This is a genomic window from Sphingopyxis sp. (assembly GCF_050916055.1).
GTDB lineage: Bacteria > Pseudomonadota > Alphaproteobacteria > Sphingomonadales > Sphingomonadaceae > Sphingopyxis.
Genome location: NZ_CP051527.1, coordinates 2466564 through 2493156 on the forward strand (window position 1 = coordinate 2466564; position 26593 = coordinate 2493156).

Here is a 26593-nt window from a genome sequence, read left to right on the forward strand (position 1 = left end):
CCATGACTTTCGCATCGAGGACAATCGCCATGCGTGCCAATGCTTCCAACTCGCCGATCCGCCTGGGCAAACGGCGCCTGCTCGAAAGCTGTGCGATCACCGCGGGCCTCGCGGCGCTGGCGCTCGGCGGCCCGGCGCTGGCGCAGGTCGCGGGCAGCGGCACCGTCGTTCCCGGCCCCGGCCTTGGCGGCGCGACGATTTCACCGCCCGGACCCGGCCCGACGACGGTCACGACGACGGGCCAGCAGACGATCATCAACTGGACCCCGTCGAACACCCCGGTCGCCGGGGTCATCGACTTCCTGCCCGCGGGCAACACGCTGAACTTCGTCGGCAACGGCCAGTATATCGTCCTCAACCGTTTCATCTCGGGCCTCGGCGCGCCGATCAGCGACCAGATCGCGCTCAACGGTACCGTCAACAGCTATATCGGATCGACCTCCGGCCCACAGGGCGGCAACATCTGGTTCTATAACGCCGGCGGTATCCTGATCGGCAATGGCGCCGCAATCAACGTCGGCAGCCTGGTGCTGACCGCGAACGACATCGACACGACCGGCGGCTTGCTCGGCCCCGGCGGCGAGATCCGCTTTCGCGGCGCCGCGGGCAGCAACGCGGCGGTGCAGATCGCCGCGGGCGCGTCGATCAACGCGCAGGTCGTCGGCAATCCGGGCGGCAGCTATGTCGCGCTGGTCGCGCCGCGCGTGGTCCAGAGCGGCAATGTCCGCGCCGACGGCTCGATCGCTTATGTCGCCGCCGAACAGGCGGATATCCGCATCAACAATGGGCTGTTCGACATTAACGTCCTGGTCGGCACCGAAAATGCCGATGCGATCACCCACACCGGCATCACCACCGGTCCCGCGCACCAGCAGAACGATATCGACCAGAACCGCATCTATATGGTCGCGATTCCCAAGAATGACGCAGTGACGATGCTGGTGTCGGGCCAGGTCGGTTACGAAGACGCGCTGTCGGCCCAGATCGACCCCGACGGCGCGGTGCGTCTGTCGGCGGGTTACGGCATCACCAACGGCGAAATCGACGACGCGCCGGCCAATGCGGTCGCGGGCAATATCACCGTCAACGACACGCTTTTCCGCAGCAGCGTGATCGCGCATGCCAATGGCGCGTTTGTCGGCCAGCCGGTGTCGCAGATACCACCGCCGGTTACGACCAGCGTCCCGCCGCCGCAACTGGGGCGCATCGTCGTTCAGGGTGACGCCAGCTTTATCGGCGACGCCAGCGCGACGCTGACCGCCGGGCCGAACCAGCTGGTCGGCGCGACCGGCGACCTGACGCTTGAATCGATCGGTACGCTGCAGGCCGACGGGTCGCGGCAAGGCGGCAGCGCGACGCTGTCGGTCCTCGGCGGGACGGTCGTAGGCAACACGGTGACCGTGGCGTCGACCGGCGCGGGCGGCATCGGGACGAGCGGCGACGGCGGCGACGGCACCGGCGGCGATGCGACGATCCTGATTTCAGGCGTCGGCAGCACGCTCGTCGCCAATGCGGTCAACGTCCAGTCGACCGGTATCGGCGGCGGCGTCACGTTTGACGGCAACGGCTTTGCGACCGGCGTCGACAACAGCGGCAACGGCGCCGGCGGCGCGGCGACGCTGATCGTCGAAAATGGCGGCGCGCTGACCGTCAACGGGCTCGTCAGCGTCGCTGCCACCGGGATCGGGCAGACCGGCAATATCCAGTCGGGCAGCGGCACCGGCGGCACTTCGCGCTTCGAAATCACCGGCGCGGCGACCGCCGTCAATGTGCTCGGTACCAGCGTCAGTGCCGACGGCATCGGCGGCACCACCATTTCGCAACCGTTTGCCGACGTCACCACGCAAAATGGCGGCGCGGGTACCGGCGGCAGCGCGGACATCCTGGTCGACGCCGATGCGACCGCGACGATCGACCTTGGCGCGGTAGGGATATCGGCAGTCGGCGAAGGCGGCGGCGGCACCGGGGTCGAGGGGGCGGCAGGCGCCGACGGCACCGGCGGGACGGTGAGCCTGACCGCCGACGGCGGCGTTGCGCTCGCGATGAACGACCTCGTCCTCAACGCACAGGGAATAGGTGGCGGTTCGCTATCGCCGAGCGGCACGACCGCCGTCGGCGGCGACGGCTTCGGCGGCACGGTGACGATCGCGGCGGTCGGCGGCAGCAGCATCGTCAACGACGGCAACACCAATATCGAAGCGTCGGGCACCGTCTCGAACAGCGAAAACACCGGCAACACCACCGGCGGCAACGTCGTCATCAGCGCGGCGGTGGGCAGCCTGTTTTCGACCGATGGCGATGTCGACATTCAGGCGCGCGGCGGCAATTTCTCCTCGTCGGGATCGGTTTCGGCCGGTACGGCGCTGGGCGGCAATGTCGATCTGACCGCTGACGGCGGCACGATCACCGCCGGATCCTACACCGTCAACGTCAGCGCCCAACGCCCCAATGCCGACGTCAGCGGCGGCGCCGCGACCGGCGGCACGATCGATCTACTGGCGATCAACTCAGGCACGATTGCCGCGACTTCGTCCGGCGGCTTCAGCAGTTTCGCCGCCTTCGGATCGACCGGCGCCGCGCCGGACGAGGTCGCGGCGACCGGCGGGACGATCCAGGTCATCGCCGACGGCGGTAGCATCGCGATCCCGGGCTTCGTTCAGTTTTCTGCGGGTGGTATCTCGGGCGGCAACGCGACGCCAGGAGCGCCTTTGGCCGAAACAGGCGTCGGCGGCACCGTCCTCATCCAGGTGCGGAACAGCGCTACCGGCACCGGCAGCATGACATTCGACGACATCTCCGTTGATGCCAGCGGCAGCACCCAGACCTTTTCCGAAGGCGTGCTTGCCGGCAACGGCGCCGCCGGCGGCGTCGGCGGAAGCGCCACCTTCGACATCCAGAGCGGCAGCTTCACTGCCAACGAACTGGGTCTTTACGCCGATGGTTTCGGCGGCGCGATGCGCGGCACCGGACGCGGCGGCATCGCGACCTTTACCCAGACCGGCGGCGACGTGACGGTCGGCACGCTGATCGTTTCGGCGTTCGGCCAAGGCGGCTTCGACCTGGTCGAGGCGGGAACCGGCATCGGTGGCACGGCGACGATCAACCTCTTTGGCGGGACCCTGACCGCTGGCGATGTGTCGGCGACGGCCGAGGGCAGCGGCGGCGACGGCGCGAGCGGCGGCGACGACGATCCGGCGCTGCCGACCCCCAGCGGCGCCGGCGGCAGCGGCCAAGGCGGCACCGCGGTGATCAACATCGAAGGTACCGCGGTGATCGATACCGGCACGCTCACCGCCTATGCCGGTGGCCAGGGCGGCGAGGGTGGCAACTTTTTCGCGTTCAACGGCGTGGCGGGTGATGGCGGCGACGGCGGCAACGGCACCGGCGGCAGCGCGACGATCAACATGGTGTCGGGCACGCTGACCACCGGCGACCTGATCGCCGACGCCGGCGGCTTCGGCGGCGCGGGCGGCAATGTGTTCACCTCCAGCAGCTCGGGATCGGTGACCGGCGTCGGCGTAGGTGGCACCGGCGGCGCGGGCCAGGGCGGCGCCGCGACGATCGATTTCTCGACCCCGATCACCGCCACTGGCACCGTGACGAGCGCCGCGACCGGCACCGGCGGCGCGGGCGGCTTCGGCACCGTCGGCGGCGACGGCGGCCTGGCCTTCGGCGGCCTGGCCCAGATCATCGTCAGCGATTTCGACGCCGGCGCGCTCGCGGTCACCGTCGACAGCACCGCCGACGGCGGCGACGGCGGCAACGGCGACGACGGCGCGGGCGGCAACGGCGGCGACGCGAGCGGCGGCATCGGCCGCATCGAAGCCAATGGGGCAGGTGCGAGCGTCACCGTCACCCAGGCCAATTTCGTCACCGGCGCGACCGGCGGCACCGGTGGCGGCGCCAATGCCAGCTTCTTTTCGGACGTCCCGGTCGGCGCGGCGGGCGGCAACGGCGGCAATGCGACGGGCGGGACGCTCGAAGTCGTGGCGAGCAACGGCGCGACCGTCACCCTCGGCGCCGACGCCAGCGGCATCGTCGCGCTCGGCAGCACCGGCCTCGGCGGCGGCGGCGGATTCGGCGCCTTCAACGGCTTCGGCGGGACGCTGGTCGGCGGCAACGGCGGCAATGGCGGCGGCGCTACCGGCGGCACGGTGCACCTGTTCGCTAACGGCGGCACCATCACCTCGAACGGCAATCCCGTCGCCATCGCGGTCAGCGGCATCGCCGGGACCGGCGGTGCCGGCGGCACCGGATCGGGCGGCAATGGCGCCGACGGCAATGCGCTAGGCACGACCGGCGGCCGCGCCGCCATCGACGCTTTCGCAACATCGGCGGGTGCCGGGGCCATCGACCTCGGCGCGACGACGATCGCCGCGAATGGCGACGCCGCGGGACGGGTCGAGATTCGCACCGACGGCAGCATCGCCTTCGCCAGCCTGTCGGCCGATGCGCTCGGCACCGCGCTGCCGACGAACAACGACACCGAGGAAGCGGCGGCGGGCATCTTTATTGCGCCGACCGGCGGGACGATCACCTCGGCGGGGGCGATGAGCCTGACCACCGGCGGCTCGGTCGGCATCCATGCCCAAGGCGGCGGCCAGCTGAGCGCCGCCACCGACATGACGATCCAGGCCGGCGACCAGATCGATATCCGGCACGACGCGCGCACGGGCGCCGCCCCGACGATCGCGGCGGCAGGCAATTTGTCCGCGAGCGCGGCGACCAGCATCAGCGGCGCGCCGGGCAGCCGGCTGGACGCCGGCGGCACCATGACGCTCGCAGCGACCGGCCCCACCGGCACGATCGGCGTCAACGCCCTCGACGCCGCCAACATCGTGATGACCAGCGCCGGGGCGGCGAGCGTCGAACATGCCGAAGCCGACAATGATTTCACCGCCAATGTCGGCAGCTTCCGGACCGGGCTCAATTCGATCATCACCGGCGGCAACATCGCCATCACCGCGGCGGGCGCCGCCGACCTCGGCAATTCGACCGCGGGCGGCTTCGTGTCGGTCAGCGGCCAGTCGATCGTCTTCAACAGCATCGACGCCGGCGGTTCGGTGTTCCTGACCGCCAATGGCACCGCGCCCGGCGGCGGGATCGACGGCGGATCGATCGATGCGGGCGGCGGCGTCAACCTCGACGCGGCGCGCATCGCAATCACCGGCACGATCACCGGCGCCGGATCGCTGTTCGCCAGCGGCAATGCCGGCGCGGTCGCGATCAACCTCGCCAATATGGGCGACCAGATCTTCGTCGATGCGACCGGCGACATCACCGGCACCTATAACAGCGACAACAGCATCCGGCTGACCTCGGGCGCCAATATCACGGCGTCGGCCAATGCGATCGGCTTCGAAAGCTCGAGCAGCGGCACGCCGATCGCCGCCAGCCTGTTCGTCGATGCCGCGGGCGATGTCGTGCTGGCGAACGCCAGCGCGTCGGGCATGTTCGGGGTCAACGCGGGCGGTTCGGCATCGGTTACCAACGCGAATGCCGGCGAGGATGTGTTCGTGCGCGCCGGCACCACCGCGACGCTGGCCAATGTCACCGCGGGCGACGACCTCACCGCGACCGCCGCCGACGGCATCACCGCCAGCGGGCTGGTGACAACCGGCACCGGCTCCGATACGCAGACCTTGTTCTATGGTCCGTTCAGCTCGTCGGGCTTCAGCGGATTCCAGGTCAATTCCTCGCCGCCCGACCTGTCGAACATCGCGCTGACCGCCTCGGCGGGCGCAATCACGCTCAATGGCGCCAGCGCCTTCGACAATCTCACCGCAACCGCGGCGGGCGCCGTGAACGCCACCGGCCTCCTCCGCTCCGGGCTGGCCACCAGCATCGAAGGCATCAGCCTGTCGTTCGAGGCAATCACCGCGGGCACCGATATCGCGCTTGACGCCACGGCCGGGGGGGTCACCTCCACCGGCGCGCTCGCCGCCGGGCACGATGTTACGATCGATGCGTCGGGCAATGTCGATGTGTCCGAACTCGACGCGGGCGACGATATCCGCATCGACGCGGGCGGCAGCCTTGCGATCGGCGGAGCGTACAGCTTCGGCACCGGGCTCGACAACGAAGGCGACGGCAGCAACATCGTCATCGCCGCCGGCGCGACGACCGTCGATCATGCCGAAGCCGAAAATGATTTCACTGCCGATGTCGCGAGTTTCAGCACCGGGCTCGATTCGATCATCGCCGGCGGCGACATCCTCATCGCCTCACCCGGCGCCGTCGACCTCGGCAATTCGACCGCGGGCGGCTTCGTCCAAGTCGGCGGCCAGTCGATCAACTTCAACAGCATCGACGCCGGCGGCTCGGTACTCCTGACCGCAACCGGGAACGTCGCGGGCGCCGACGGAATCGCCGGTGGATCGATCGATTCGGGCGGCAGCGTCAACCTCAGCGGCAGCCGCATCGCGATCAGCGGTACGGTCACCGGCGCGGGCCCGCTCTTCGCCAACGGCAGCACCGGCCCGGTCGCGATCAACCTCGCCAACATGGACGACGATATTTCGGTCGTCGCCGCGGGCGATATCACCGGCACCTATAATGCCGACGGCAACATCCGGCTCAATTCGGACGCGAATATTCTCGCCTCGGCGAACGCCACCGGCTTCGAAAGCTCGAGCAGCGGCACGCCGATCGCCGCCAGCCTGTTCGCCGATGCCGCGGGCAACGTCGTGCTCACGAACGCCAGTGCGTCGGGCATGTTCGGGGTCAACGCGGGAGGCTCGGCTTCGGTCACCAACGCCACCGCCGGCGAAGATATGGTCGTGCGCGCCGGCACCACCGCGTCGCTGGCCAATCTCACCGCGGGCGACGACCTGACGGCGACCGCCGCTGGCGGCATCACCGCTAGCGGACTGGTCACGACCGGCGTCGGACCCGATGACCGGACGCTCACCTACGCGCCGTCCGGCCCCACCGTGCCGGGCAGCTTCCAGATCAACTCCTCGCCGCCCGATCTGTCGAACATCGCCCTGACTGCCTCGGCAGGCGCGATTACGCTGAACGGTGCCAGCGCCTTCGACAATCTGACCGCCACGGCGGCAGGTGCGGTGACGTCGAACGCCATACTCCAGTCGGGGCTCGCGACCAGCATCAGCGGCAGCAACCTGGCGTTGACCGCGATCACTGCGGGGACCGACATCGGCCTCGACGCGACCGGCGGCGTCACCTCGACGGGGGCACTCGCGACCGGGCACGACCTGACGATCGACGCTGCGGGCAACGTCGACGTTGCCGAACTCGACGCCGGCGACGATATCCGCATCGACGTGGGCGGCAGCCTTGCCATCGGCGCGGCGTACAGCTTCGGCACCGGGCTCGACAATGAGAGCGACGGCAGCAACATCGTCATCGCCGCTGGCGCAACGACCATCGACCATGCCGAGGCCGACAATGACTTCACCGCCAATGTCGCCAGCTTTACCACCGGACTCAACTCGCTGATCACCGGCGGCGATATCGCGATCACCGCCGCGGGACTCGCCGACCTCGGCAATTCGACCGCCGGGGGATCGATCACCGTCGATGCGCAGTCGATCGTGTTCAATGCGCTCGACGCCGGCAATCTGGTCGAACTCACCGCGAACGGCACCGCACCGGGCGCTGAGGGCATCGACGGCGGCACGATCGCCGCTGGGGGCGACGTCAATCTGACCGGCAACAGCATCGCGATTGCCGGCATCACAGCGGGCGGCTCGCTTTCGGCCAATGCCACAGGCGGCACCCTCGCGATCGAGCAGTCGCTGGTCGACGGCAGCATCTTCGCGACCGCGCAGGGCGACCTGACCGGCGGCTACACCGCGCAGGGCGACATCTTCCTGACCTCGGCCGCCGACATCGTCGCGACCGCCGCGGCCACCGGGTCCCAAAGTTCGAGCAGCGGCACGCCGACGGCGGCCAATGTCTTCGTCGATGCCGGCGGCAACGTCGAACTGACCGGCAGCAGCGCCACCGGCATGTTCGGGGTCAGCGCCGGCGGTTCGGCGGCGCTGGCCAATGTTCAGGTGGGCGAAGATCTGCTCGTGATTGCGCGCACGACCGCCAATCTTGCGGACATCACGGCGGGCGACGATGTCACCGTGCGTGCCGCGGGCGCGATCACCGCGCAGAGTGTCGCCGCGTCGGGCGCCGGTCCCGACACCCGGATGCTCGGCTACAGCGCAGGTAACGGCTTCACGATCAACTCGGGCGAAGGCGTGTCGGGAACCGACGGCGCCGATATCGTCATGGCGTCGAGCGGCGGCGCCATCGCCGCCGGCGGACTGTCGGCGGGCGACGATATCCTGCTCACCGCGACGACGACGCTGGCGGTGAACGGTGCGACGACGCTGGGCCTCGGCGCAACCGGCGGCGACAGCAGCATCCGTACCCAGAGCGCCGACGCGACGCTCGCCGGCCTCGCCGCCAGCGACGATGTCATCGTCGCGGCCGGCGGCGCGGTAACAGTCTCCGGCCCAGTCACCGCCGGACGCGACGTGACGGTCGGCGCCGCCACGGCAACGGTCGCGACGCTGGTCAATCCGGCGAGCACGCTGCTCGACACCATCGCCGCCGGCCGCAACCTAGGCATCACGACCAGCGGCGCCATCGACGCCGGCGCCTTGCGCGCGGCCGGCGAGATGACGCTGGTCGCCGGCGGTACGATCGACGTCGTGCAGGCCATCACCGGCGATGGCGGCGCGCTGACGTTCAACGGCGCCGACGGAGTCACCGGCGACCGCGTGATCAGCGGCGGCACGGCCGAGCTCTCCAGCGGCGGCGGCGCGATTGCGATTGCCAACCTCGACGCCGCCGGGCCGGTTGCGGCGAACGCCGACAGCATCCAGATCTCCGGCAGTGGCTCGCTGGTTTTCAGCGAACTCAACACCGACGTCGGCGATGCCTTTGTGTCGACCAGCGGCAATCTGGCGGTAACCGGCGGTCTCGTCGCCGGCCGCGCGACGCTGCGTTCGACGAGCGGCGACCTCAGCGTCACCCAGCTCGGCGCAGCCGACATCGAACTCGCTGCCGACGACGGCATGACGCTGGGATCGGTGACGGCATCCGATACACTCGTCGGCAACGCCGGCGGGGTGCTGACGGTCAACGGCGCGGTCAGCGGCCGCGAGATGTCGCTGGGGTCGAGCGACATCGTCATCGGCTCCGCCGGACGCCTCGGCACCGGAGGCACGACGGAAATTCTCGACGTGCGCAACACCAACGACAATGTCCAGACCTTCATCGGCGGCACCGGCAGCCGCGACGGCTATCATCTCGACGCCGCCGAAATGACCCGCCTGTTCGGCACCGACGTGACGATCTTCGCGCCGCGGCTCGACGACGGCGACAGCGGCTTTACGGCCGCCGCGCCCGGCACGCCGATCGCATCGGTCGGCAGCAGCGCCCAGCCCGACGTGATCATCGACGATTTCACGATGACCGCGGGCGGATCGACGTCGAACATCGGTTCGGGCGGTTCGCTGACCATCTCCACCCCGGGCAAGGCGCGCGTCATCGGCGACGCCAGCCTGACCGGCATGTCCGACAGCAACGCCTTCAACCTGTTCGCCGACGACGCGATCGAGGTGATCCTGGGCGAGGGCACGATCCGCCTGACCGGCACCGGATCGGCGCCCGGCGGGATGCTCAACCTGCAATCGGACGATGTGATCGTCGCGACCGCGGCGGCGATTACCGCGGTCGGCGCCGCGACGACGGTGGATGCGATCGACGACCGGCTGGCGCAAAACGACGGCATCGTGCTCGATCAGGGCGCGCTGTCGGCGGGCGGCATCGACGTCGGCGTCATCGGCGGCTTCTATGTCCAGAACAGCGGCACCAGCGACGCCTTCGCCGACCGCCGCGGGCTGACTTTCGGCGCGCTCGGGCTGAATGTGAACACCGAAGGATCGGGCACCCGCATCGTCATCAACGCGGTGCACCTCGGCCCCTCGGGTCCGGTAACCGGGCTCGATGCGATCCCATTGCTCCGGATCAACGGCACCGCCAGCGGTCAGGCGACCGGCGGTTTCGACCAGCTGTCGACGATGAACGGCTGCGTGATCGTCAACCCCGCCTCGTGCGCCATCGTCATCCCGCCCGAACCCGAGTTCGAACCGAGCTTCCCGGTCCAGGACGTGATCGAGGAAGAGGCCGACAGCGAGGATGGCGAGGACATCAGCCTGCCGACCGCGCTGATCACGATGCGCGATCTCGACCCCCTGACCGGCGAGCCTCTGCTCGACGATCCGGTGACCGGCGCCGGCAACGACGATCTGTGGACGCCGCCGGCAGAATAAGCCTTTCGGTTGACGCGCCGCCACGCGGCGGGGCATGGGCGCGAAGATGACCGATGCCCCTGCCCCCGCCGCCGGCACGCCGCTCAGGCTGTTCAACAGCCTGACGCGCCAACTGGAAGACTTCGTGCCCGTCCACCCGGGGGAGGCGCGCGTCTATTCGTGCGGGCCGACGGTTTACAATTACCCGCACATCGGCAACATGCGCGCCTATGTCTTCGCCGACACTTTGGGCCGCACTCTGTCATTCAAGGGGTACCAGCTCACTCACGTCATCAACATCACCGACGTCGGCCACCTGACCGACGACGCCGACGCCGGCGAGGACAAGATGGAAAAGATGGCGGCGGAGAAAGCGCAGTCGATCTGGGACATCGCGCGCCATTATACCGAGGCCTATTGGGCCGATGTAAAGGCGCTCAACATCCGCCAGCCGGCGCACTGGTCGATCGCCACCGACTATGTTCCGCAGATGATCGAGTTCGCAAAGGCGATCGCCGACAAGCATTGCTACGAGCTAGAGGGTGGCCTCTATTTCGACACCTCGACCGTGAGCGATTATGGCGCGCTGGCCCGCGCTAAAACCGACGAGGGCGAAGGCCGCATCGAAGAGGTTGAGGGCAAACGCCACGCCGCCGACTTCGCGATCTGGCGCAGGACCCCGGCGGGCGAAACGCGCCAGATGGAATGGGATTCGCCCTGGGGGAAAGGCGCGCCCGGCTGGCATCTCGAATGCTCGGTAATGTCCGAAGCCCTGCTCGGCTTTCCGTTCGACATCCACACCGGCGGCATCGACCACCGCGAAATCCACCACCCGAACGAGATCGCGCAGAACCAGGCGCACAGCTGCAGCGACGCCAGCGGCGCGCGCATCTGGATGCACAATAATTTCCTGATCGAACGCAGCGGCAAGATGTCGAAATCGAGCGGCGAGTTTCTGCGCGTCCAGCTCCTCATCGACAAGGGCTACCACCCCCTCGCCTACCGCCTGATGTGCCTGCAGGCGCACTACCGCAGCGAGCTGGAGTTTTCGTGGGAAGGGCTCGGAGCTGCGCTGACGCGGTTGAAGCGGATGGTAGGATCTATCGAGAAGAGTCGCGATTTGGCGTTGAAAGGCAAAATCAGAAAGGGCCATGAGAATGCTGAGCATTTGACAAAATTAATGCTCGATCAGTTTGGACCTGCCATTTCCGATGACCTCAATACCCCACAGGCCATTAAGGTGATGGAAGACATTTTGGGCCTCGGCAGCGCGCCAATTTCAGTGATCCTAGAGATGGTGGGTTGGATGGATACCGTCCTCGGCCTCAACCTCCTCACCCTCTCCCGCGCCGACCTCCGCATCCGCCCCAAATCCGCGACCATTACCGAAACAGAAATCGAAGCCACCCTCGCGCGCCGCAAGGAAGCGCGCGCTTCGAAAGACTTCGCCACCTCCGACAAGCTCCGCGACGACCTCATCGCCGCAGGCGTCGAGGTGATGGACGGCGACCCGCTCGGTTGGGACTGGCGGCTGGGGGCCTAATCGATCCTCGCATTCCGTTCGTGTCGAGCGTAGTCGAGACACCCGGAAGGAATGCGCTAGACGATAGGCATCTCGACTTCGCTCGATGCGCACGGATATGGAGAAGCATGGAATGACCAAGACCGTCACCGTCCTGTCGGGCCTCATCCGTCCGCTCGTCGAAAACCGGCTGCCCGACTGGGTCGAACCGCGCTTTTTCCAGTCGAAGGACGAGGCGCTCGTCCTCGCGCCTGACGCCGAAATCGGCTGGTTCGACATGTACGACAAAAAGGACATGGCGGCGGTCATCGGCGCCGCGACGAGCCTCAAATGGCTGAACTCGATCTACGCCGGGGTCGACGGCATGCCGCTCGATCTGCTGCAAGAGCGCGGCACAGTCGTCACCAACGGCGCCGGGATCAACGCGATCACCATCGCCGAATATGTCGTGATGGGCATGCTGACCGTTGCCAAGGGCTATCGCGACGTGGTGCGCGCGCAGGACCGCCGCGAGTGGTTGATGGACTCGCCGGGCAAGGTCGAACTGTTCGGGTCGAAGGCGCTCCTGCTCGGCTATGGCGCGATCGGCAAGCTGGTCGAGGGGCGGCTGAAGGCGTTCGCGGTCGATGTCACCGTGGTCCGCCGCTCGCCCGGACCGAACACCCTGACCCCCGACCAGTGGCGTGCGCAGCTGGGAGATTTCGACTGGGTGATCCTCGCGGTCCCCGCGACCCCCGAAACCGACGGCATGATCGGCGCCGATGAGCTGGCAGCGATGAAGCCGACCGCGACGCTGATCAACATCGCGCGCGGCAGCGTCGTCGATCAGGACGCGCTCGTCGCGGCGCTGAACGAACAACGGATTGCGGCAGCGTTTCTCGACGTCACGACCCCCGAACCGCTGCCCGCCGACGACCCGCTGTGGAGCCTCGACAATGCGCATATCACCATGCACCTGTCGGGCCGCGCGCAGGACAAGATGTTCGTCCGCTCGGCGCAGCGCTTCCTCGAAAACCTGGGTCGCTGGCACAAGGGCGAGGCGGTCGAGCCGCGGGTCGATCTGACGCTGGGTTATTGACCGGCAGCGATGTCAGCGCGGGGCATGGACGAAGCCGAGGCCACCGATACGCTGTTTGCCCGCATGCGGTTTTCGGGCCGGTGGCGCGATTATCAGCAGCGTGTGCTCGACGATTATGAGGCGCATTTCGCCGATCGACGGCTGCACCTCGTCGCCGCGCCCGGATCGGGCAAAACCGTGCTTGGACTCGAGCTGGTGCGCCGGATCGGGCGGCGAGCGATCGTGCTCGCGCCGACCCGGATCATCCGCGATCAATGGTCGCAGCGTCTGGTTCCGTTGTTCATGGCCGAACCCCCGCCTGCCGACGCGCTGTCTGTCGACCTTGCGTTCCCGGGGACGCTGACCACCGCGACCTATCAGGCGCTGAACGCGGCGTGGGCGAGCGAGGGCGGAGCCCGCTTTGCCGCCTTATGCGCCATGCTCGGTGCCGATGGCCCGATAACGCTCGTCCTCGATGAGGCGCATCACCTCCGCCGCGAATGGTGGAGCGCGCTCCAGGCGCTCGTCGATGCGCTGCCCGATGCGCGCATCATCGCGCTGACCGCAACGCCGCCCTACGACGCCCCACACGCCGAATGGCTGCGCTACGAACATATGTGCGGGCCGATCGACATCGAGATCGGGGTGCCCGAACTCGTCCGCCGCGGCGATCTCTGCCCGCATCAGGACCATGTCTATTTTTCCCGGGCCGATGCCGAGGCGCTCGACTTGCTGCACCGCCGCCGCGTTGCGATATCGGATTTGCTGGCCGACCTCAGATCGGACACCGCCCTGCTCGACACGATCGCGACGCACCCGTGGATCGCCGACCCGCTGGCGCATGTCGAGCCCATCCTGGAGGCACCCGAAATTCTGTCGGCCATGCTCATCCATCTTGCGGCGTGCGGCCAACCGCTTCCCGCCCCGCCGCTCGACCTGCTCGGCATTCGCGCCCGCGACGTCCCGGCGCAAGGGGGCTTCTGGGTCGAACGGCTGCTCGACGCGATGCTCTTTTACGCGCCGGACCAGTTTGCCGATGTCGGCGATCGTATTCGCGACCTTCGCGCCGCGCTTCACGAACAAGGGCTGATCGAAGGGGGCGCGGTCCGCCTCGGCGAAACCCGCAGCCTGTTCGCACTAATGGCGGGCAGCCGCGCCAAACTCGACAGCATCGCCGACATCGCCTGGGCCGAAGCCGGCGATATGGGGAGCGCGCTGCGGATGCTCGTTCTGTCCGATCATGTTCGCGGCGCCGAACTCCCGCGAGCTCTCCGCGACGATTATGTCCCGGCCAAGCTTGGGGTCGTGCCGATCTTTGGCGCTCTGCGCCGCGTCGTTCCGCCGGGACAGCGGCTCGGCGTCCTGACCGGGACATTGGTCATCATCCCCGCCGAAGCCGCGGACTCCCTTCACGCCGTCGCCCGCCGATTCGACTTGGAACCGTCGCATCTCGCGATCACGCCGTTGCCCGATTGCGGCGATTTTCTGCGCGTGACCGCGTCGGGGCCGGGCGCGGAGCGGGTCGTGGCGATAATGACCGCGCTCTTTTGCGACGGCCATATCACCATGCTCGTCGGCACGCAGGCGCTGCTCGGCGAAGGCTGGGACGCGCCCGCGCTCAACAGTCTGCTCCTCGCCAGCAATTCGGCGGCTTTCATGCTGTCGAACCAGATGCGCGGCCGCGCCATTCGCATCGACCCCGCGCGGCCCGACAAGGTCGCAAACATCTGGCATCTCGCGACGATCGATCCCGGAGCCGAGAGTATCGCCGAGGTCTGGGGCGATCATGTCGACTGGGGCCGGATCGCCGACGGCGATGCGATCACATCCGACTTCGACCTGCTGGAACGCCGGTTCCGGGCGTTCGAGGGGATCGCAAACTCGCCGTCGACCGCGATCGAAAGCGGGGTCCGCCGGCTTGCTTTGCGGCCAGGGGCAGGAATCGCAGCGAGCAATGCCGCGACCTTGGCGTTGGCGCGCGACCGCGCCGGCATCGCGGCCCGCTGGCAGCGCTCGCTGGGCGGCGCCGACGCCCGCGCGCATGTTCGCGAAACCGCCGCCCCCAATTATGCGCCGCAGCGGCTGGCGTCGATCGACACGCTGCAATGGCTCGCCGCTTCGGCGCTGGCGAGCGGTGCCGGCGCGGCGGCGTTGCAACTGCGCACGATTGCCGGGGCGGGCATCGCCGTCGCCGGCGCCGCGCTGGCGGGTGCGGCGACGGTCGCTATGCTGCCCCGGCTGTTCCTTGCTGCGCGTCTGTGGCTGCGCAACGGATCGCTCGAACGCAGCCTCGGTCAGGTCGGGAAGGCAGTGCTCGGCGGACTGCACGCCGCCGGGGCGCTCAGCGTCGCCGATCATGCCGCAGCGACGCTGCGGATCGCGCACGACGCATCGGGTCGGGTCGAGCTTGTCGTCGACGGCATTTCGCGCTCCGGCGAACGGATGGTAATGATGGCACTGGCCGAACTGCTCGGCCCGGTTCAGAATCCCCGCTACCTCCTCGAACGGCGAAGCTGGCTCGGGCCGGTCGCGCGGCGCGACTATCACGCCGTCCCGACCGTCATCGCGCGGCGCCAGCCAAGCGCCGAGGCGTTCCACCGGCTCTGGAAAGCCCATGTCGGATCGTCGGACCTCGTCTTCACGCGCACCGCGGAGGGTCGCCTTATACTGTTGCGCGCCCGCGCCCGCTCCTTCGCTGCGGGCTTTCAGCGCCGCGTCGACCGCCGCTCGGCGTGGCTTTAGGCTAGGCCGGCCGCTCAGCCTTCAATTCACGCACCAGCGGCTGCAACCGTTCGTCATATCTGGCCAGCATCGTGTGCGCCCCGGCGTGATCATAGAAGCTGACGAGTTCGCGTCCGTTCCAGCGGTGGAGCGCATAGGCGGGGTCTTCGGCGACGATCATCGCGCGATTGTCGGGCCGTTCTTCGTCGATCGGCCGCAGGTCCAGCGACACCTGCGGCGCGGTCGATGAACAGATGGCCACGGTGCGCCCCTCCCACGCCACGGTCACGCTGCGGTGAAGGTGACCGCAGATCAGGCCGCGGACCTGACTGTGGCGGCGGACGACATCGGTGAAGGTCGCGACCCATGGCTCGTCGGGATGCGTGTTCATCCACTCGATGCCGCTTTCGACCGGCGGGTGGTGCATGACGATATAGGTCGGCTTCGCCGGGTCTTTCGCCAGTTCGGTGTCGAGCCACGCCGCGCGCGCGTCGCAAAAGGCACCGCCGTGGCGCCCTTCCTCCAGCGTGTCGACCGTCACCAGCCTGAGCTCGGGCAGGTCGAGCGCATATTGGACGAAGCCGTTGCCGTCGTCGAAGCCGGGGAATTGCACATGGAAATTGTCGCGCAGGTCGTGGTTGCCGACACTGGGCCACACCGGGAAGGGACAGCGCGAAAAGGCGGTACCGAGCCGGCGGTAGCTGTCGGGGTCGCCGCGATCGGTGATATCGCCGGTGGCGAGCAACAGGTCGGGGCGGTTCGGCCCCTCGATCAGCAGGTCCAGCACCTCGTCGAGGCGCTTGCGATTATATTCGGCCGGATTGTCCGGATCGAAACCGATATGGATATCGGTGATCTGGGCGATCAGCATATCCGTCCCCTGCTCCGGCCGGCTGGTCCGACCGCCCTCACCTCATCCACCCTTGCCCGTCAGTCTTAACGTAGGTGTGCGCCATGTCACACGATAAAGCCGCGACGGCCCGGCGCCTGTGACCATGCTCACACCATAAGCCCCTTGCCGCGGACGATCGGTGATCGTCGCCACATTTTTCCGGCGCTGGCGCTGCGGCAGCCACGGCTTGCCACCGTCGGAATGATATTCGTGGCACATCGCGCACGGCGATTCGGTCGCGGTTTCGACCTTGACGATGCGCGCGCCGCTTTCGCCGACGTGGCAGTCGCGGCACTGGCGCAGCCCCGGCACCAGCAGGTCGGCCGACTGTTTCGATCCGGTCGCGGTGGTATGACAGTCGGCGCAGTCGGTTTCGCGATGCGCGTCATGGTCGAACCAGCCTTTTTCCAGGAAGCGCGGCGTCTGCGTTACCGCCGCAACGCGCCAGCTGTTGCCCGCCTGCGGCGCGGAAATGCTATGGCAGTCGTAACACGCGCCACCCTTCGAAAAGACCGCTCGCACCGCATCCTGCGCGCGGCTTGGGCGGACCGCGACCTCGCGGAAATAGACGTTGTATACCTGCCCTTCGGCATATTGGCCGGGGCGGCGGCGCTGCATCCCGCCCAGCTGCAGCGGGCGGGTCGGCGGGGTCGAGCGATAGAAGGCGGTGAGGTCGGCGACGACCTGATCGGGCTCGCCGTGGCGCAGCGTGCGGGTCACCCCGCCGACGCTCTCGAACGCCAGACTGTGACACATCGCGCAGTCGCGTTCCATATCGACCGGCTTGATCCGCACCCCGTCGGCATCGGGCCGATGGCAATTCTCGCAGTCCAGCTTTTGCCCGAAATCGTAACGCCCGCGGAAACTCGCCGCCATGCGCGCGACGCCGCCCGCCGCCTGCAAATGCAGGTCGTGCGGAAATTTCAGCCCGTCGTAATCGACGAGCGGCTTGCCGGGCGCGGCGCGCATCGGCTTCGCGCCGGGCGCGGCGCGGACGAGCGGGCGGAACTCGGGGTGGCCGGTCCCGAAATCGGCGGCATCGGCCAGCATCGTCGGATGCCCCGCGCCCTTCAGCCGCCCCTGCATCCCGTCGTGGCAGTCGGCACAGAATTTCTGCGGGGTCGCCGCCATCGGGCCGGCGCCCTCATGTTCGGTGTGGCATTCGACGCAGCGACCCTGCGGCCGGTTGAACGCCGCGCCCACCCCGGCAAGCAGTTTGTCGAACCCGCCAGCGGGCGCCCGCGCCGCGAGCAGCATCGCGGTCGGCGCATTGGCGTGCGCCGCGCTCATCGCCTTGTGCTCGCCGGTGTGGCAGCTCACGCACGCGGTGTCGGTCACCGCGACAAAGGGCTCGACATGGCACGACTGACAGTCGTCCTTCAGATTGGCATGCGCGCTCGACAGGGGGCCGGATGTCCAGCTGCTGTCGGCGTGGAACCCCTCGGGCCGTTCGTCGACATTGCGATAGCTCGACCACGCCCAGATCGGCCCGACCAGGAAGGCGAGCAGCATCAGCACCGCAAAGGTCCAGGCGCCGACCCGCTTGCCCGGCATCACGCGCTGGAGCGAAAAGGCCTTCACCTCGTCGACATCCTTTGACGACTGCGACAGTTCGTCGATACGCTCGACGAGCAGGATGATCTGCTCGGCTTCGCGCGCGATCGTCATGCGGTGGCCGCCAAAACGCAGCTCTGCGCCCGCCCCGCTGTCGATGTCGGCGGTATCGACCGCGCGGCCATTGATGTCGAAGCCCAGCCCCTCCAGCGCCGCGACGCGGACATGGCGCCCGTCGGCGCTACGGATCGTCGCATGGTGCGGGTTCACCGCCAGGTCGGCGACGTGGATGATATTGCCGGCATCGCGGCCGAGCGTAATCATGTCGCCGGGCAGCGCCTGGTCGCGGACGATCTGCTTGCCCGTCTTCGTCGTCGAAATACGGCGCAGGATGAAGCTCATGGTCCCCCCTCCCCCGCCTTACCAGTAAAAGAAGACGCTGATGATGTGCGCCGATAGCGCCGCGATCAGCGCGAAGGTCAACGGCACATGCACGTAAAGCCAGATTTCGAGCAGCGCGCGCAGCTTCAGATGCCGGCGCAGCCGCGCGAGCGCCGACTCCTTCTGCGACAGCAGCCCGACCACCTTCACGCGCGCTTCGGCATCGCTGCTGCGCGACGCGCCGAGCGTGCGCAGCGCCGCCGCAGTCGCGCATTTCGGATACCGCCCCGACAGGCGCGCCCCGATGCCGCCGGCGAACGGGTCTTCATCCAGCGACGCGAGCACCGGCGCGGTATCCTCGGGCGTCAGCGGCTGCGCCGCGGCGTGCAACTGGCGGTCGAACGCGCGGATTGCCTCGAGCATCTGCATCTGCGTCATCTCGTCGCGGTTGTTCGACAGCGCGGCGGGCAAGGTCGCATAAACCGTGACGCCGTAAAGCCCCGACAGGATGACGAGCATCATCAGCGCCCACGCCAGCGTGTGGACGTTCCACCCGAGCTGGAACCCGGTGTGCCAGGTGCCGATGACGATCAGGCTGAGCCCGAGATAGACATGCGCCGAGGTCCACGCCTTGAGCGACCAGTAATCGCGCGTCATCTTGCGTTTGCGATAGCCTAGCGCGGTCAGCCACAGGATCAGGCCGGCGCCGATAGTCCCCAGCGTATAGCCGTACCAGCTGCCGCCATTGTGCCGCGGGGTGACGTCGACCAGCGCGTAGGAGACGATGATCAGCAGGCACAGCCCGCCCGAAATCTTGGCCCAGCGGAACCCCGCGTAGCGCAGAAACCCCTCATGCTTGCGCTCGCGCACCCGTTCGGTCTGGGTCGCCTTGCTGCGCCGCCGTTGAAAGAGCGAGGCCATCAATCGGTCCCCTCTTCCAGCCGCGCGATCGACAGGAATTCCTCGGGCGACACGCGGATCGCGGCGCCGGTCGGGCAGGCCCGCACGCAAGCCGGGCCGCCTGCGATGCCCTTGCACATGTCGCACTTGACCGCGATCTTCTTGGGCTTCTCGTCGCCCAGTTGCTGCTTGGTCCATTTGGGCGACGGCTCGCCGGGACCCGGGCCGAAGCCGGTGAGCAGCCAGCGCAGCAGGCTGGGCTTTTCGGGCGGCGCCGCTTCCATGCGGATCACCCCATAGGGGCAGTTGCGCATGCAGTTGCCGCAGCCGATGCACCCCGGCTCCATGAACACTTCGCCGTCGGGGCCGCGGTGGATGACGTTCGGCGGGCAGTCGGCCATGCAGTGCGGATGCTCGCAGTGACGGCAGCTGGTCGGGACGTGCAGATGCGCAAAGGTCTTGCCGGCCTCACGATCGAGCCGCGACAGGCCCTCGTGGCTGTCGGCGCACGCCTTTTCGCAATTGTCGCAGCCGACGCACAGATTCTCGTCGATCAGCAGCGCGTCGGTGGCCTCGCCCAGCCCCTCCTTCATGATGAAGCTCGCGGTGTCCGAATAGAGGTCGACCGCGCTCGAATAGCTCGCCTTGCGCGATTCGATGAAGCTGTTCATCTGCGCGCGCTCGGCGACCGCCGCCTCGGTCGCCTCGCGGACCTGCGGCCGCTTGGCGAGCATCGCCTTGAATTGCTGCCCCTGCAGCCGGATCACTTCGCTCGCCACCGCGGCCTTCACCGTCGCGTTGCGCGGCGCGCCGCTCAGCACCGCCATTTCGCCGAAGAAGCTGCCCGCAGGCAGGTAGCGCAGGAAAATCGGCTTACCGCCGATATCCTTCTCGACGACCATCGACCCCGACCGGATGACATAGACGTCGTCGCCCTCGTCGCCCTCGGCGAGCACGACCTTGCCGGCGGGCACGCGTTCGATCGCCGGATCGACGACGATGGGCTCCAGATCCTCGACGGTCAGCCCGCCTTTGAATATCTGCAGCAGCTGGCGTTCGAGCGAGATGCGCTCGATCGCGCGCTTGGCGCCGGGCACCGACGCCATCAGCTTGAGCGCCGCGGTCCGCGACACCTCGACGAAGATGCTGTCGGCGCCGGCACGGATCGTCGCGCCGCGCTTGCGGCCCGAGATCAGCCCGACTTCGCCAAAGATCGATCCCTGCTCGATCGGCACCGTCACCCCCGGCCCGACCTCGACCAGCGCTTCGCCGTCGGCGATCGCGAACAGCGACGATCCCGGATCGCCCTTTTCGAACACGACATCGCCGCCGCGATAGAAGGCAACCTTCGAATCGAGCATGAATTCGCGCATCTGCAGCGGCGACACGTCGGCAAAGATGCGTACCCGCGTGCGCAGATAGTCCAGCCATTCGCTGACCGGTTTATGCTGCGGCAGGCCGGCAAAAATCGCCGCCAGATCCTTTTCGTCGGCGGGGGTCAGGCCGGTGTTGCCATTGATGAACTCGACGACGTCATAACCCTGGTTCATACAATGCTTGATCAGCGGATAGCCGGCGAGCGCGCCGATGACGAAGATGCCGGGCACCGTCGATTCGAAGGTCGGTGACAGCTTCGGGAACGCCTCGCGATCGGGACCGGTGAACTCGATCCCCATCGATTCGACAAAGCCGCGCGGCGCGACCGACCCGAGCCGCGCGACGATCACGTCGCACGCGATCTTTTCGTCGCCGTTCGGGGTTTCGAGCGTCAGCCAGCCGGGTTCGACCAGCTTCGGCTGCGTCTCGGTGCGGATGCTCATCGTCCCATTTTCGCCCGCCTCCATCATGTCGGAGACGTTCTTCGCCTTGGCGCGCGCGAAATCCTTCGAGCGGTTGAGGATGGTGACGGTGTTTTCCAGCGCCTCTTCGGCGACGCCGAGCGCATTCTCGATTCCCGCGTCGCCCGATCCGACGACGGTGATGTGCTTGTCCTTGAAATCCTCGGGATCGTCGACGGTATAGATGATGTGCGGCAGGTCGTTGCCCGGGCAACGCATCCGGTTCGGATTGCCCTGCGTCCCGATCGCGAGGATGATATTCTCGGCGTGAAAGACGTCGCCCTTGGTCGTCTTGATCGCGAACGCGCCCTTGGCGCCGCTCACCTCGGCGACCTCGGCGTGATAGGCGACGTTCACCTGGTTGCTCGCGGCGTCCTCGTCCCAATTGCCCAGGATATATTCGCGCGCGCCCTCGCCAAAGCGGCAGTCGGAGCGCAGGTCGAGCCGCTCGGGCGTCGCGAGCACGCGCTTGCCCTTCTGATATTTGAAGATCGTATCCGACAGATGGTCGGTCTTTTCGAGCAGGACATGGCTCAAACCCAACTGCCCGGCGCGCGACGCGGCGCTGAGGCCGGCCGGACCCGACCCGATGATCGCGACCTTGACGACAGTGGGTGCGCCCGGCTCGCTCACGCGCGCGCCGACCGGCGGCAACCGCAGCCGCGCATGCTTCTGGCCGTGATGCTGGCGAACTTACGCACGGGCATCCCTCCCCCCCCATCGCCAGCCCCCCGGCGATCAAATAACGGATGCGACCCGGACTTATGTCCTAGGCGTAAGGCTATGCCCTTGAACGCAGGGAAAGGTCAACCGGAAGCGGCGAGAATGTCGCGGCTTAGGCGAGTTCGAAGATCGCCGCGATCCGGTCCGATGCCAACGGCTCGAAGCGCGTCCAGCCGTCGGGGCCGAGTTTCTCGATCGGGCGGAAACGCGCCTTGTACGCCATGCGCGCCGACCCCTCGATCCAATAGCCGAGATAGACGTAAGGCAGCGACGCCTTGGCGGCGCGCAGCACATGGTCGGCGATGATATAGGTGCCCAGCCCCTCGCGCAGCGGATGCGCGGCGTCGAAGAAGCTGTAGATCATCGACAGCCCGTCGCCTTGCCGGTCGGTCAGGCAGCAACCGACCAGCCGGCCGCGGCTGCCGTCGGTGGTCGGCTCGCGATATTCGATCATGTAACTGTCGACCGGGGTCTGCTCGACCATGTCGGCGAAATCCTGCTCGTCCATGTCGGCCATTCCGCCCTGCGGATGACGCGACGCGAGATAGGAGCGCAGCAGCGTATATTGCTCTTCGGTCGCCCACGGCTTGCACGCGGTGGCGACGAGGTCGCGGTTGCGGCGGATCGTGCGCTTCTGCGACTGGCTGGGGGTGAATTCACCGGCGCACACGCGCACCGAAACGCACGCAGAACAGTCGGCGCAGCTCGGGCGATAGGCCACCGACTGGCTGCGCCGGAACCCGATGCGGCCCAGCGCATCGTTGAGTTCGCCCGCCGCATTGCCGCTCAGTTCGGTAAACACCTTCCGCTCGGTCTTGCCCGCCAGATAGGGGCAGGGCGCCGGGCTGGTGACGAAAAAGCGCGGAAAACGAAACGGTGCGGACACGCGGGTGGAACCTTCCGGATAAGCGATGCGGAGCCCCCCGACGCGGGTCCGATGCGTTACGTCCACCAACTATGCCGACCGGCGTCAATGGTGCAAAGGGGATTTACCATTTTTGCCCGTCCCGTTCTGACTCAGAAACCGAAGTTACTGAATCGGCGGGTAACTCTTGTGCCGATTTGAGTCGCTTACGGCGGTCAGCTATATCCGCGCAGTTCGTCGCCGGTCAGCGTCGCGACGTGGAGCACGTTGGTCGACCCCGGCGTCCCGAACGGAACCCCGGCCATCATCACCAGCTTCGCGCCCGCCTTGCAGATGCCGTGGCGCAGCGCCATGCGCTTACCCTTGGCGATCATCTCCTCGAAGCTGCCGATGTCCTTGGTCGGCACCGCATGCGCGCCCCACAGCAATCCCATGCGCCGCGCCGCCTCCTTCTTGGGCGTCAGTACCAGCAACGGCGCGTCGGGCCGCTCGCGCGCGACGCGGCGCGCGGTCGATCCGGAAAAGGTGAAACAGATGATCGCATCGGCGGCAATGGTGCGGGTGATATCGCCCGCGGCCTCGGCCAGCGCGTCGGCGGTCGTCGCATCGGGGTGCGTCTCGGTGAAATGCAGGCGGCGAAAATAGTCGGGGTCGCTCTCGACCGAGCGTGCGATCGAATCCATCATCGTGACGGCTTCGACCGGAAAGGCGCCGGCGGCGGTTTCGGCCGACAGCATGATCGCGTCGGCACCGTCATAGATGGCGGTCGCGACGTCGGACACTTCGGCGCGCGTCGGCGATGGCGAACTGATCATCGATTCCAGCATCTGCGTCGCGACGACCACCGGCTTGCCCATCCGCCGCGCGGTCGCGACGATGCGTTTCTGCAGCGGCGGCACCGCCTCGGGCGGCAATTCGACGCCCAGGTCGCCGCGCGCGACCATCGCTGCGTCGGCGAGTTCTAGGATTTCCTCGATCCGCTGCACCCCCGACGGTTTTTCGAATTTGACCAGCAGCGCCGCCTTGCCGCCGATCAGCGTCCGCGCCTCGGCGACATCCTCGGGCCGCTGCACGAACGACAGCGCGATCCAATCGACCTGCTGCTCGAGCGCAAACGTCAGATCCTTGCGGTCCTTTTCGGTGAGCGCCGCGAGCGGGACGACGACATCGGGGACGTTGACCCCCTTGCGGTCCGAAATCTTCCCGCCGACCTCGACCACCGTCTCGATCTTGCCCGGCGCGACGCTCCTGACGCGCAGCACCAGCTTGCCGTCGTCGATCAGCAGGCGCGTGCCCGCCTCGAGCGCCGCGAACAGTTCGGGGTGCGGCAGGTGGACGCGCGTCGCGTCGCCCGGCGCGGTGTCGGCGTCGAGGACGAAGGACTTGCCGTTCACCAGCTCGGCCGGGCCATCCTTGAAGGTGCCGACGCGCAGCTTCGGTCCCTGCAGGTCGACGAGGATCGTCGTCGGGCGCCCGGTTTCTTTTTCGAGCGCGCGGATCGCGGCAATCACCTTGGCGTGACCGGCATGATCGCCATGGCTCATGTTGACGCGAAAGGCATCGGCGCCGGCGCGGTGCAGCGCGGCGATCATTTCGGGATGGGCGCTAGCGGGGCCGAGTGTCGCCAGGATGCGAACCTTGCGCTGGCGGGGGGTGAAATGTTGGGCCACGATTGCTCCGCTGGACTGGCTGGCGTTACGTCGCGCGTGGCATGACGCGTTGATCGCGCCCGCGCAACTGCCGTATAGCTATTCATCGACCACCCGCCAACGAACGGAGACCGACCGCATGTCGTGCAGCGACGACCCGACCGCCCCCAACCAATCCCTCGACGCGCTCGACGACGCCGTCGCCGCCGCCGCTTTTCGCCGCCTCGTCCGGCTGCTCCAGCATCGCCACGACGCGGCGAACATCGAACTGATGGGGCTCGCCGGCTTCTGCCGTAACTGCCTGGGCGACTGGATCGCCGAGGCCGGCGGCATCGACAAGGAAGCGGGCCGTGCGATCGTCCACGGCATGTCGACCGCGGACTGGAAAGCCCTGCATCACACCCCCGCCACGCCCGAACAGCTTGCGCGGATGGCAGAAAGCATGGCGAAGAACCCGCATCACTGATCTTGCTCCCGCCGCGCTTTGCGGACATGAAATTGGAACCTGCCGCTGCGGCACGGAAAATCGGGAGAATATGGCGATGCGGATGACGTTGACAGGAGCGATGCTGGGCGTCGCGCTTACGGCCAGCGGCCCGCTCGCCGCACAGCCATCCGCCACCACCTATATCCATGCCGGACGCTTGCTCGACCAGCCGGGGCGCGAACCGCGCGGGCCATCGACGATCATCGTCCGCGACGGCAAGATCGCCGAAGTGCGCGACGGCTTTGCCACGCCCGAGGACGGCGCAAAGGTCGTCGATCTGAAAAACGCCTTTGTCCTGCCCGGCCTGATCGACATGCACGTCCATATCTCCGGCGACGACAATCTGCTGCGCAGCCGCCTCGAAAGCTCCGGGCGCGACGTCGAGGATGTGTTTGTCATCGCGCAGGGGAACGCGCGCCGCACCCTCGAGGCAGGCTTTACGACCGTGCGCGATCTCGGCGGCGATGGCCGGACCACGACCACCCTGCGCGACGCGATCAACAATGGCGTGATCGTCGGCCCGACCGTCATTCCCGCGGGCACGATGATATCGGTGACCGGCGGCCATGGCGGGGTCAACGGGCTGAACCGCACCCTCAGCCACGCGGTCGCGGCCGAACGCACCAACATCTGCGACGGGCCGGATGGCTGCGCCAGCGCCGTCCGCGCGCAAATCTCGCTGGGCGCCGAGGTGATCAAATTTGCCGCGACCGGCGGGGTGCGCTCGAACGTCGCAGGCGGGCTCGGCAAACAGATGTCCGATGCCGAGATGAAATCGGTGGTCGACACCGCGCACAGCTTTGGCCGCAAGGTCACCGCCCACGCCCACGGCAAGGAAGGCATCGACGCCGCGCTGCGCGCCGGGGTCGATTCGATCGAACATGGCAGCTTCATCGACGATGAGACCGTCAAGCTGTTCAAGGCGTCGAACGCGGCGCTGGTACCGACCGCGGTCGCACCGATCGCCGCGCTCGCGCAGGCGCGGCGCGGCGACGCGCCGGCGCCGCAACTCGCCAAGGCCGAGGAAGCCGCCGCCGCCCACGCCAACAGCATCGCCCGCGCGGTAAAGGGCAATGTCCGCATCCTGTTCGGCACCGATTCGGGCGTCGCGCCGCACGGTGACAACGCCAAGGAATTCGCGCTGATGGTCAAGGCCGGGATGACCCCGGCGCAGGCGATCAAGGCCGCGACCATCGACAATGCGGCGGAGCTCGAACGGCCGATCGGGGCAATTTTGCCGGGGCGTGAGGCCGACATCATCGCCGTCGACGGCGACCCGCTCGCCGACGTCACCGCGCTCGAAAAGGTCGATTTTGTGATGCGGCGCGGCGTGGTCCACAAATTGGACGGCAAGCGCCAGGCGTTCCCGCCCGAGTGATGCGGCGGCGCCAAGAAAGCATGGCCAAAAATCACGGGGGCGATTAGGGACGCGGCAGGCGCGATTCTCGCGCCGCATCATCCCAATTATCGGAGTCCAAAATGAGCGAAGCCACCGTGTCCGACCAGCAACTGCGCCTGTTCATCGAGCGCATCGAGCGGTTGGAAGAAGAGAAAAAGGGCATCGCCGACGACATTCGCGACACCTATAACGAAGCGAAATCGCAGGGTTACGACCCGAAGATCATGCGCCAGATCGTTCGCCTGCGCAAACTGCCGGTCCACGATCGCAAGGAAATGGAAGCGATCCTCGACGTCTATAAATCGGCGCTCGGCATCGACTGATCGGGCGCGCG

Annotated in this window: 13 protein-coding genes; 7 read left to right on the forward strand and 6 right to left on the reverse strand. The window is 67.6% G+C overall.

Annotation, left to right across the window (positions count from 1 at the left end; translation table 11 throughout):
- The first annotated feature begins 29 nt into the window (after window positions 1–29).
- The 4 genes from HEQ22_RS12030 to HEQ22_RS12045 all read left to right on the forward strand — a co-directional run bounded on the left by HEQ22_RS12030 (window position 30) and on the right by HEQ22_RS12045 (window position 15592).
- Entirely contained in the window at window positions 30–10292 is a 10263-nt protein-coding gene (locus HEQ22_RS12030; protein ID WP_432768135.1) for a hypothetical protein, read from the forward strand.
- Window positions 10293–10326: 34 nt separating this feature from the next.
- Complete coding sequence (gene cysS, locus HEQ22_RS12035) at window positions 10327–11814, forward strand: cysteine--tRNA ligase (RefSeq protein ID WP_432768136.1); 1488 nt, start codon at window positions 10327–10329, stop codon at window positions 11812–11814.
- Window positions 11815–11926: 112 nt separating this feature from the next.
- On the forward strand, window positions 11927–12871 hold the full coding sequence (locus tag HEQ22_RS12040; RefSeq protein WP_432768137.1) for a D-2-hydroxyacid dehydrogenase: 945 nt from the start codon (window positions 11927–11929) through the stop codon (window positions 12869–12871).
- A 24-nt stretch (window positions 12872–12895) separates the two neighbouring features.
- The gene (locus HEQ22_RS12045; protein WP_432768138.1) at window positions 12896–15592 is read left to right on the forward strand and encodes a DEAD/DEAH box helicase family protein; all 2697 of its coding nucleotides are present in this window, start codon (window positions 12896–12898) and stop codon (window positions 15590–15592) included.
- 1 nt (window position 15593) lies between these two features.
- Here HEQ22_RS12045 and HEQ22_RS12050 read toward each other — a convergent pair whose 3' ends face one another.
- The 6 genes from HEQ22_RS12050 to pyk all read right to left on the reverse strand — a co-directional run bounded on the left by HEQ22_RS12050 (window position 15594) and on the right by pyk (window position 24394).
- Entirely contained in the window at window positions 15594–16442 is an 849-nt protein-coding gene (locus HEQ22_RS12050) for a metallophosphoesterase (protein WP_432768139.1), read from the reverse strand.
- Between the two features lie 42 nt (window positions 16443–16484).
- Window positions 16485–18419 carry a cytochrome c3 family protein gene (locus HEQ22_RS12055; RefSeq protein ID WP_432768140.1) on the reverse strand — a complete coding sequence of 645 codons (1935 nt, stop codon included), beginning with the start codon at window positions 18417–18419 and terminating at the stop codon, window positions 16485–16487.
- Between the two features lie 18 nt (window positions 18420–18437).
- Window positions 18438–19319, reverse strand: coding sequence for a hypothetical protein (locus HEQ22_RS12060; protein ID WP_432768141.1), 882 nt, complete (start codon window positions 19317–19319; stop codon window positions 18438–18440).
- A complete protein-coding gene (locus HEQ22_RS12065; RefSeq protein WP_432768142.1) occupies window positions 19319–21769 on the reverse strand; it encodes a cyclic nucleotide-binding domain-containing protein in 2451 nt (816 codons plus the stop codon). The genes HEQ22_RS12060 and HEQ22_RS12065 overlap by 1 nt, the downstream gene beginning before the upstream one ends.
- Window positions 21770–21971: 202 nt before the next feature.
- Entirely contained in the window at window positions 21972–22745 is a 774-nt protein-coding gene (locus tag HEQ22_RS12070; RefSeq protein WP_432768143.1) for an arginyltransferase, read from the reverse strand.
- A 194-nt stretch (window positions 22746–22939) separates the two neighbouring features.
- Window positions 22940–24394, reverse strand: a complete 1455-nt coding sequence (pyk, locus tag HEQ22_RS12075) for a pyruvate kinase (protein WP_432768144.1) — start codon at window positions 24392–24394, stop codon at window positions 22940–22942.
- 118 nt (window positions 24395–24512) lie between these two features.
- Here pyk and HEQ22_RS12080 point away from each other — a divergent pair, with 118 nt between their 5' ends.
- The 3 genes from HEQ22_RS12080 to HEQ22_RS12090 all read left to right on the forward strand — a co-directional run bounded on the left by HEQ22_RS12080 (window position 24513) and on the right by HEQ22_RS12090 (window position 26582).
- On the forward strand, window positions 24513–24839 hold the full coding sequence (locus tag HEQ22_RS12080) for a DUF1244 domain-containing protein (RefSeq protein ID WP_432768145.1): 327 nt from the start codon (window positions 24513–24515) through the stop codon (window positions 24837–24839).
- 82 nt (window positions 24840–24921) lie between these two features.
- On the forward strand, window positions 24922–26238 hold the full coding sequence (locus tag HEQ22_RS12085; RefSeq protein WP_432768146.1) for an amidohydrolase family protein: 1317 nt from the start codon (window positions 24922–24924) through the stop codon (window positions 26236–26238).
- 101 nt (window positions 26239–26339) lie between these two features.
- Window positions 26340–26582, forward strand: a complete 243-nt coding sequence (locus tag HEQ22_RS12090) for a DUF2312 domain-containing protein (RefSeq protein WP_332819238.1) — start codon at window positions 26340–26342, stop codon at window positions 26580–26582.
- The last annotated feature ends 11 nt before the right edge of the window (window positions 26583–26593 follow it).

Excerpts from the sequence above, each read along its gene's own strand:
- HEQ22_RS12030 (WP_432768135.1), top strand. The coding sequence starts at position 30 with ATGCGTGCCAATGCTTCCAACTCGCCGATCCGCCTGGGCAAACGGCGC.
- cysS (WP_432768136.1), top strand. The coding sequence starts at position 10,327 with ATGGGCGCGAAGATGACCGATGCCCCTGCCCCCGCCGCCGGCACGCCG.
- HEQ22_RS12040 (WP_432768137.1), top strand. The coding sequence starts at position 11,927 with ATGACCAAGACCGTCACCGTCCTGTCGGGCCTCATCCGTCCGCTCGTC.
- HEQ22_RS12045 (WP_432768138.1), top strand. The coding sequence starts at position 12,896 with ATGGACGAAGCCGAGGCCACCGATACGCTGTTTGCCCGCATGCGGTTT.
- HEQ22_RS12050 (WP_432768139.1), bottom strand. The coding sequence starts at position 16,442 with ATGCTGATCGCCCAGATCACCGATATCCATATCGGTTTCGATCCGGAC.
- HEQ22_RS12055 (WP_432768140.1), bottom strand. The coding sequence starts at position 18,419 with ATGAGCTTCATCCTGCGCCGTATTTCGACGACGAAGACGGGCAAGCAG.
- HEQ22_RS12060 (WP_432768141.1), bottom strand. The coding sequence starts at position 19,319 with ATGGCCTCGCTCTTTCAACGGCGGCGCAGCAAGGCGACCCAGACCGAA.
- HEQ22_RS12080 (WP_432768145.1), top strand. The coding sequence starts at position 24,513 with ATGTCGTGCAGCGACGACCCGACCGCCCCCAACCAATCCCTCGACGCG.
- HEQ22_RS12085 (WP_432768146.1), top strand. The coding sequence starts at position 24,922 with ATGACGTTGACAGGAGCGATGCTGGGCGTCGCGCTTACGGCCAGCGGC.
- HEQ22_RS12090 (WP_332819238.1), top strand. The coding sequence starts at position 26,340 with ATGAGCGAAGCCACCGTGTCCGACCAGCAACTGCGCCTGTTCATCGAG.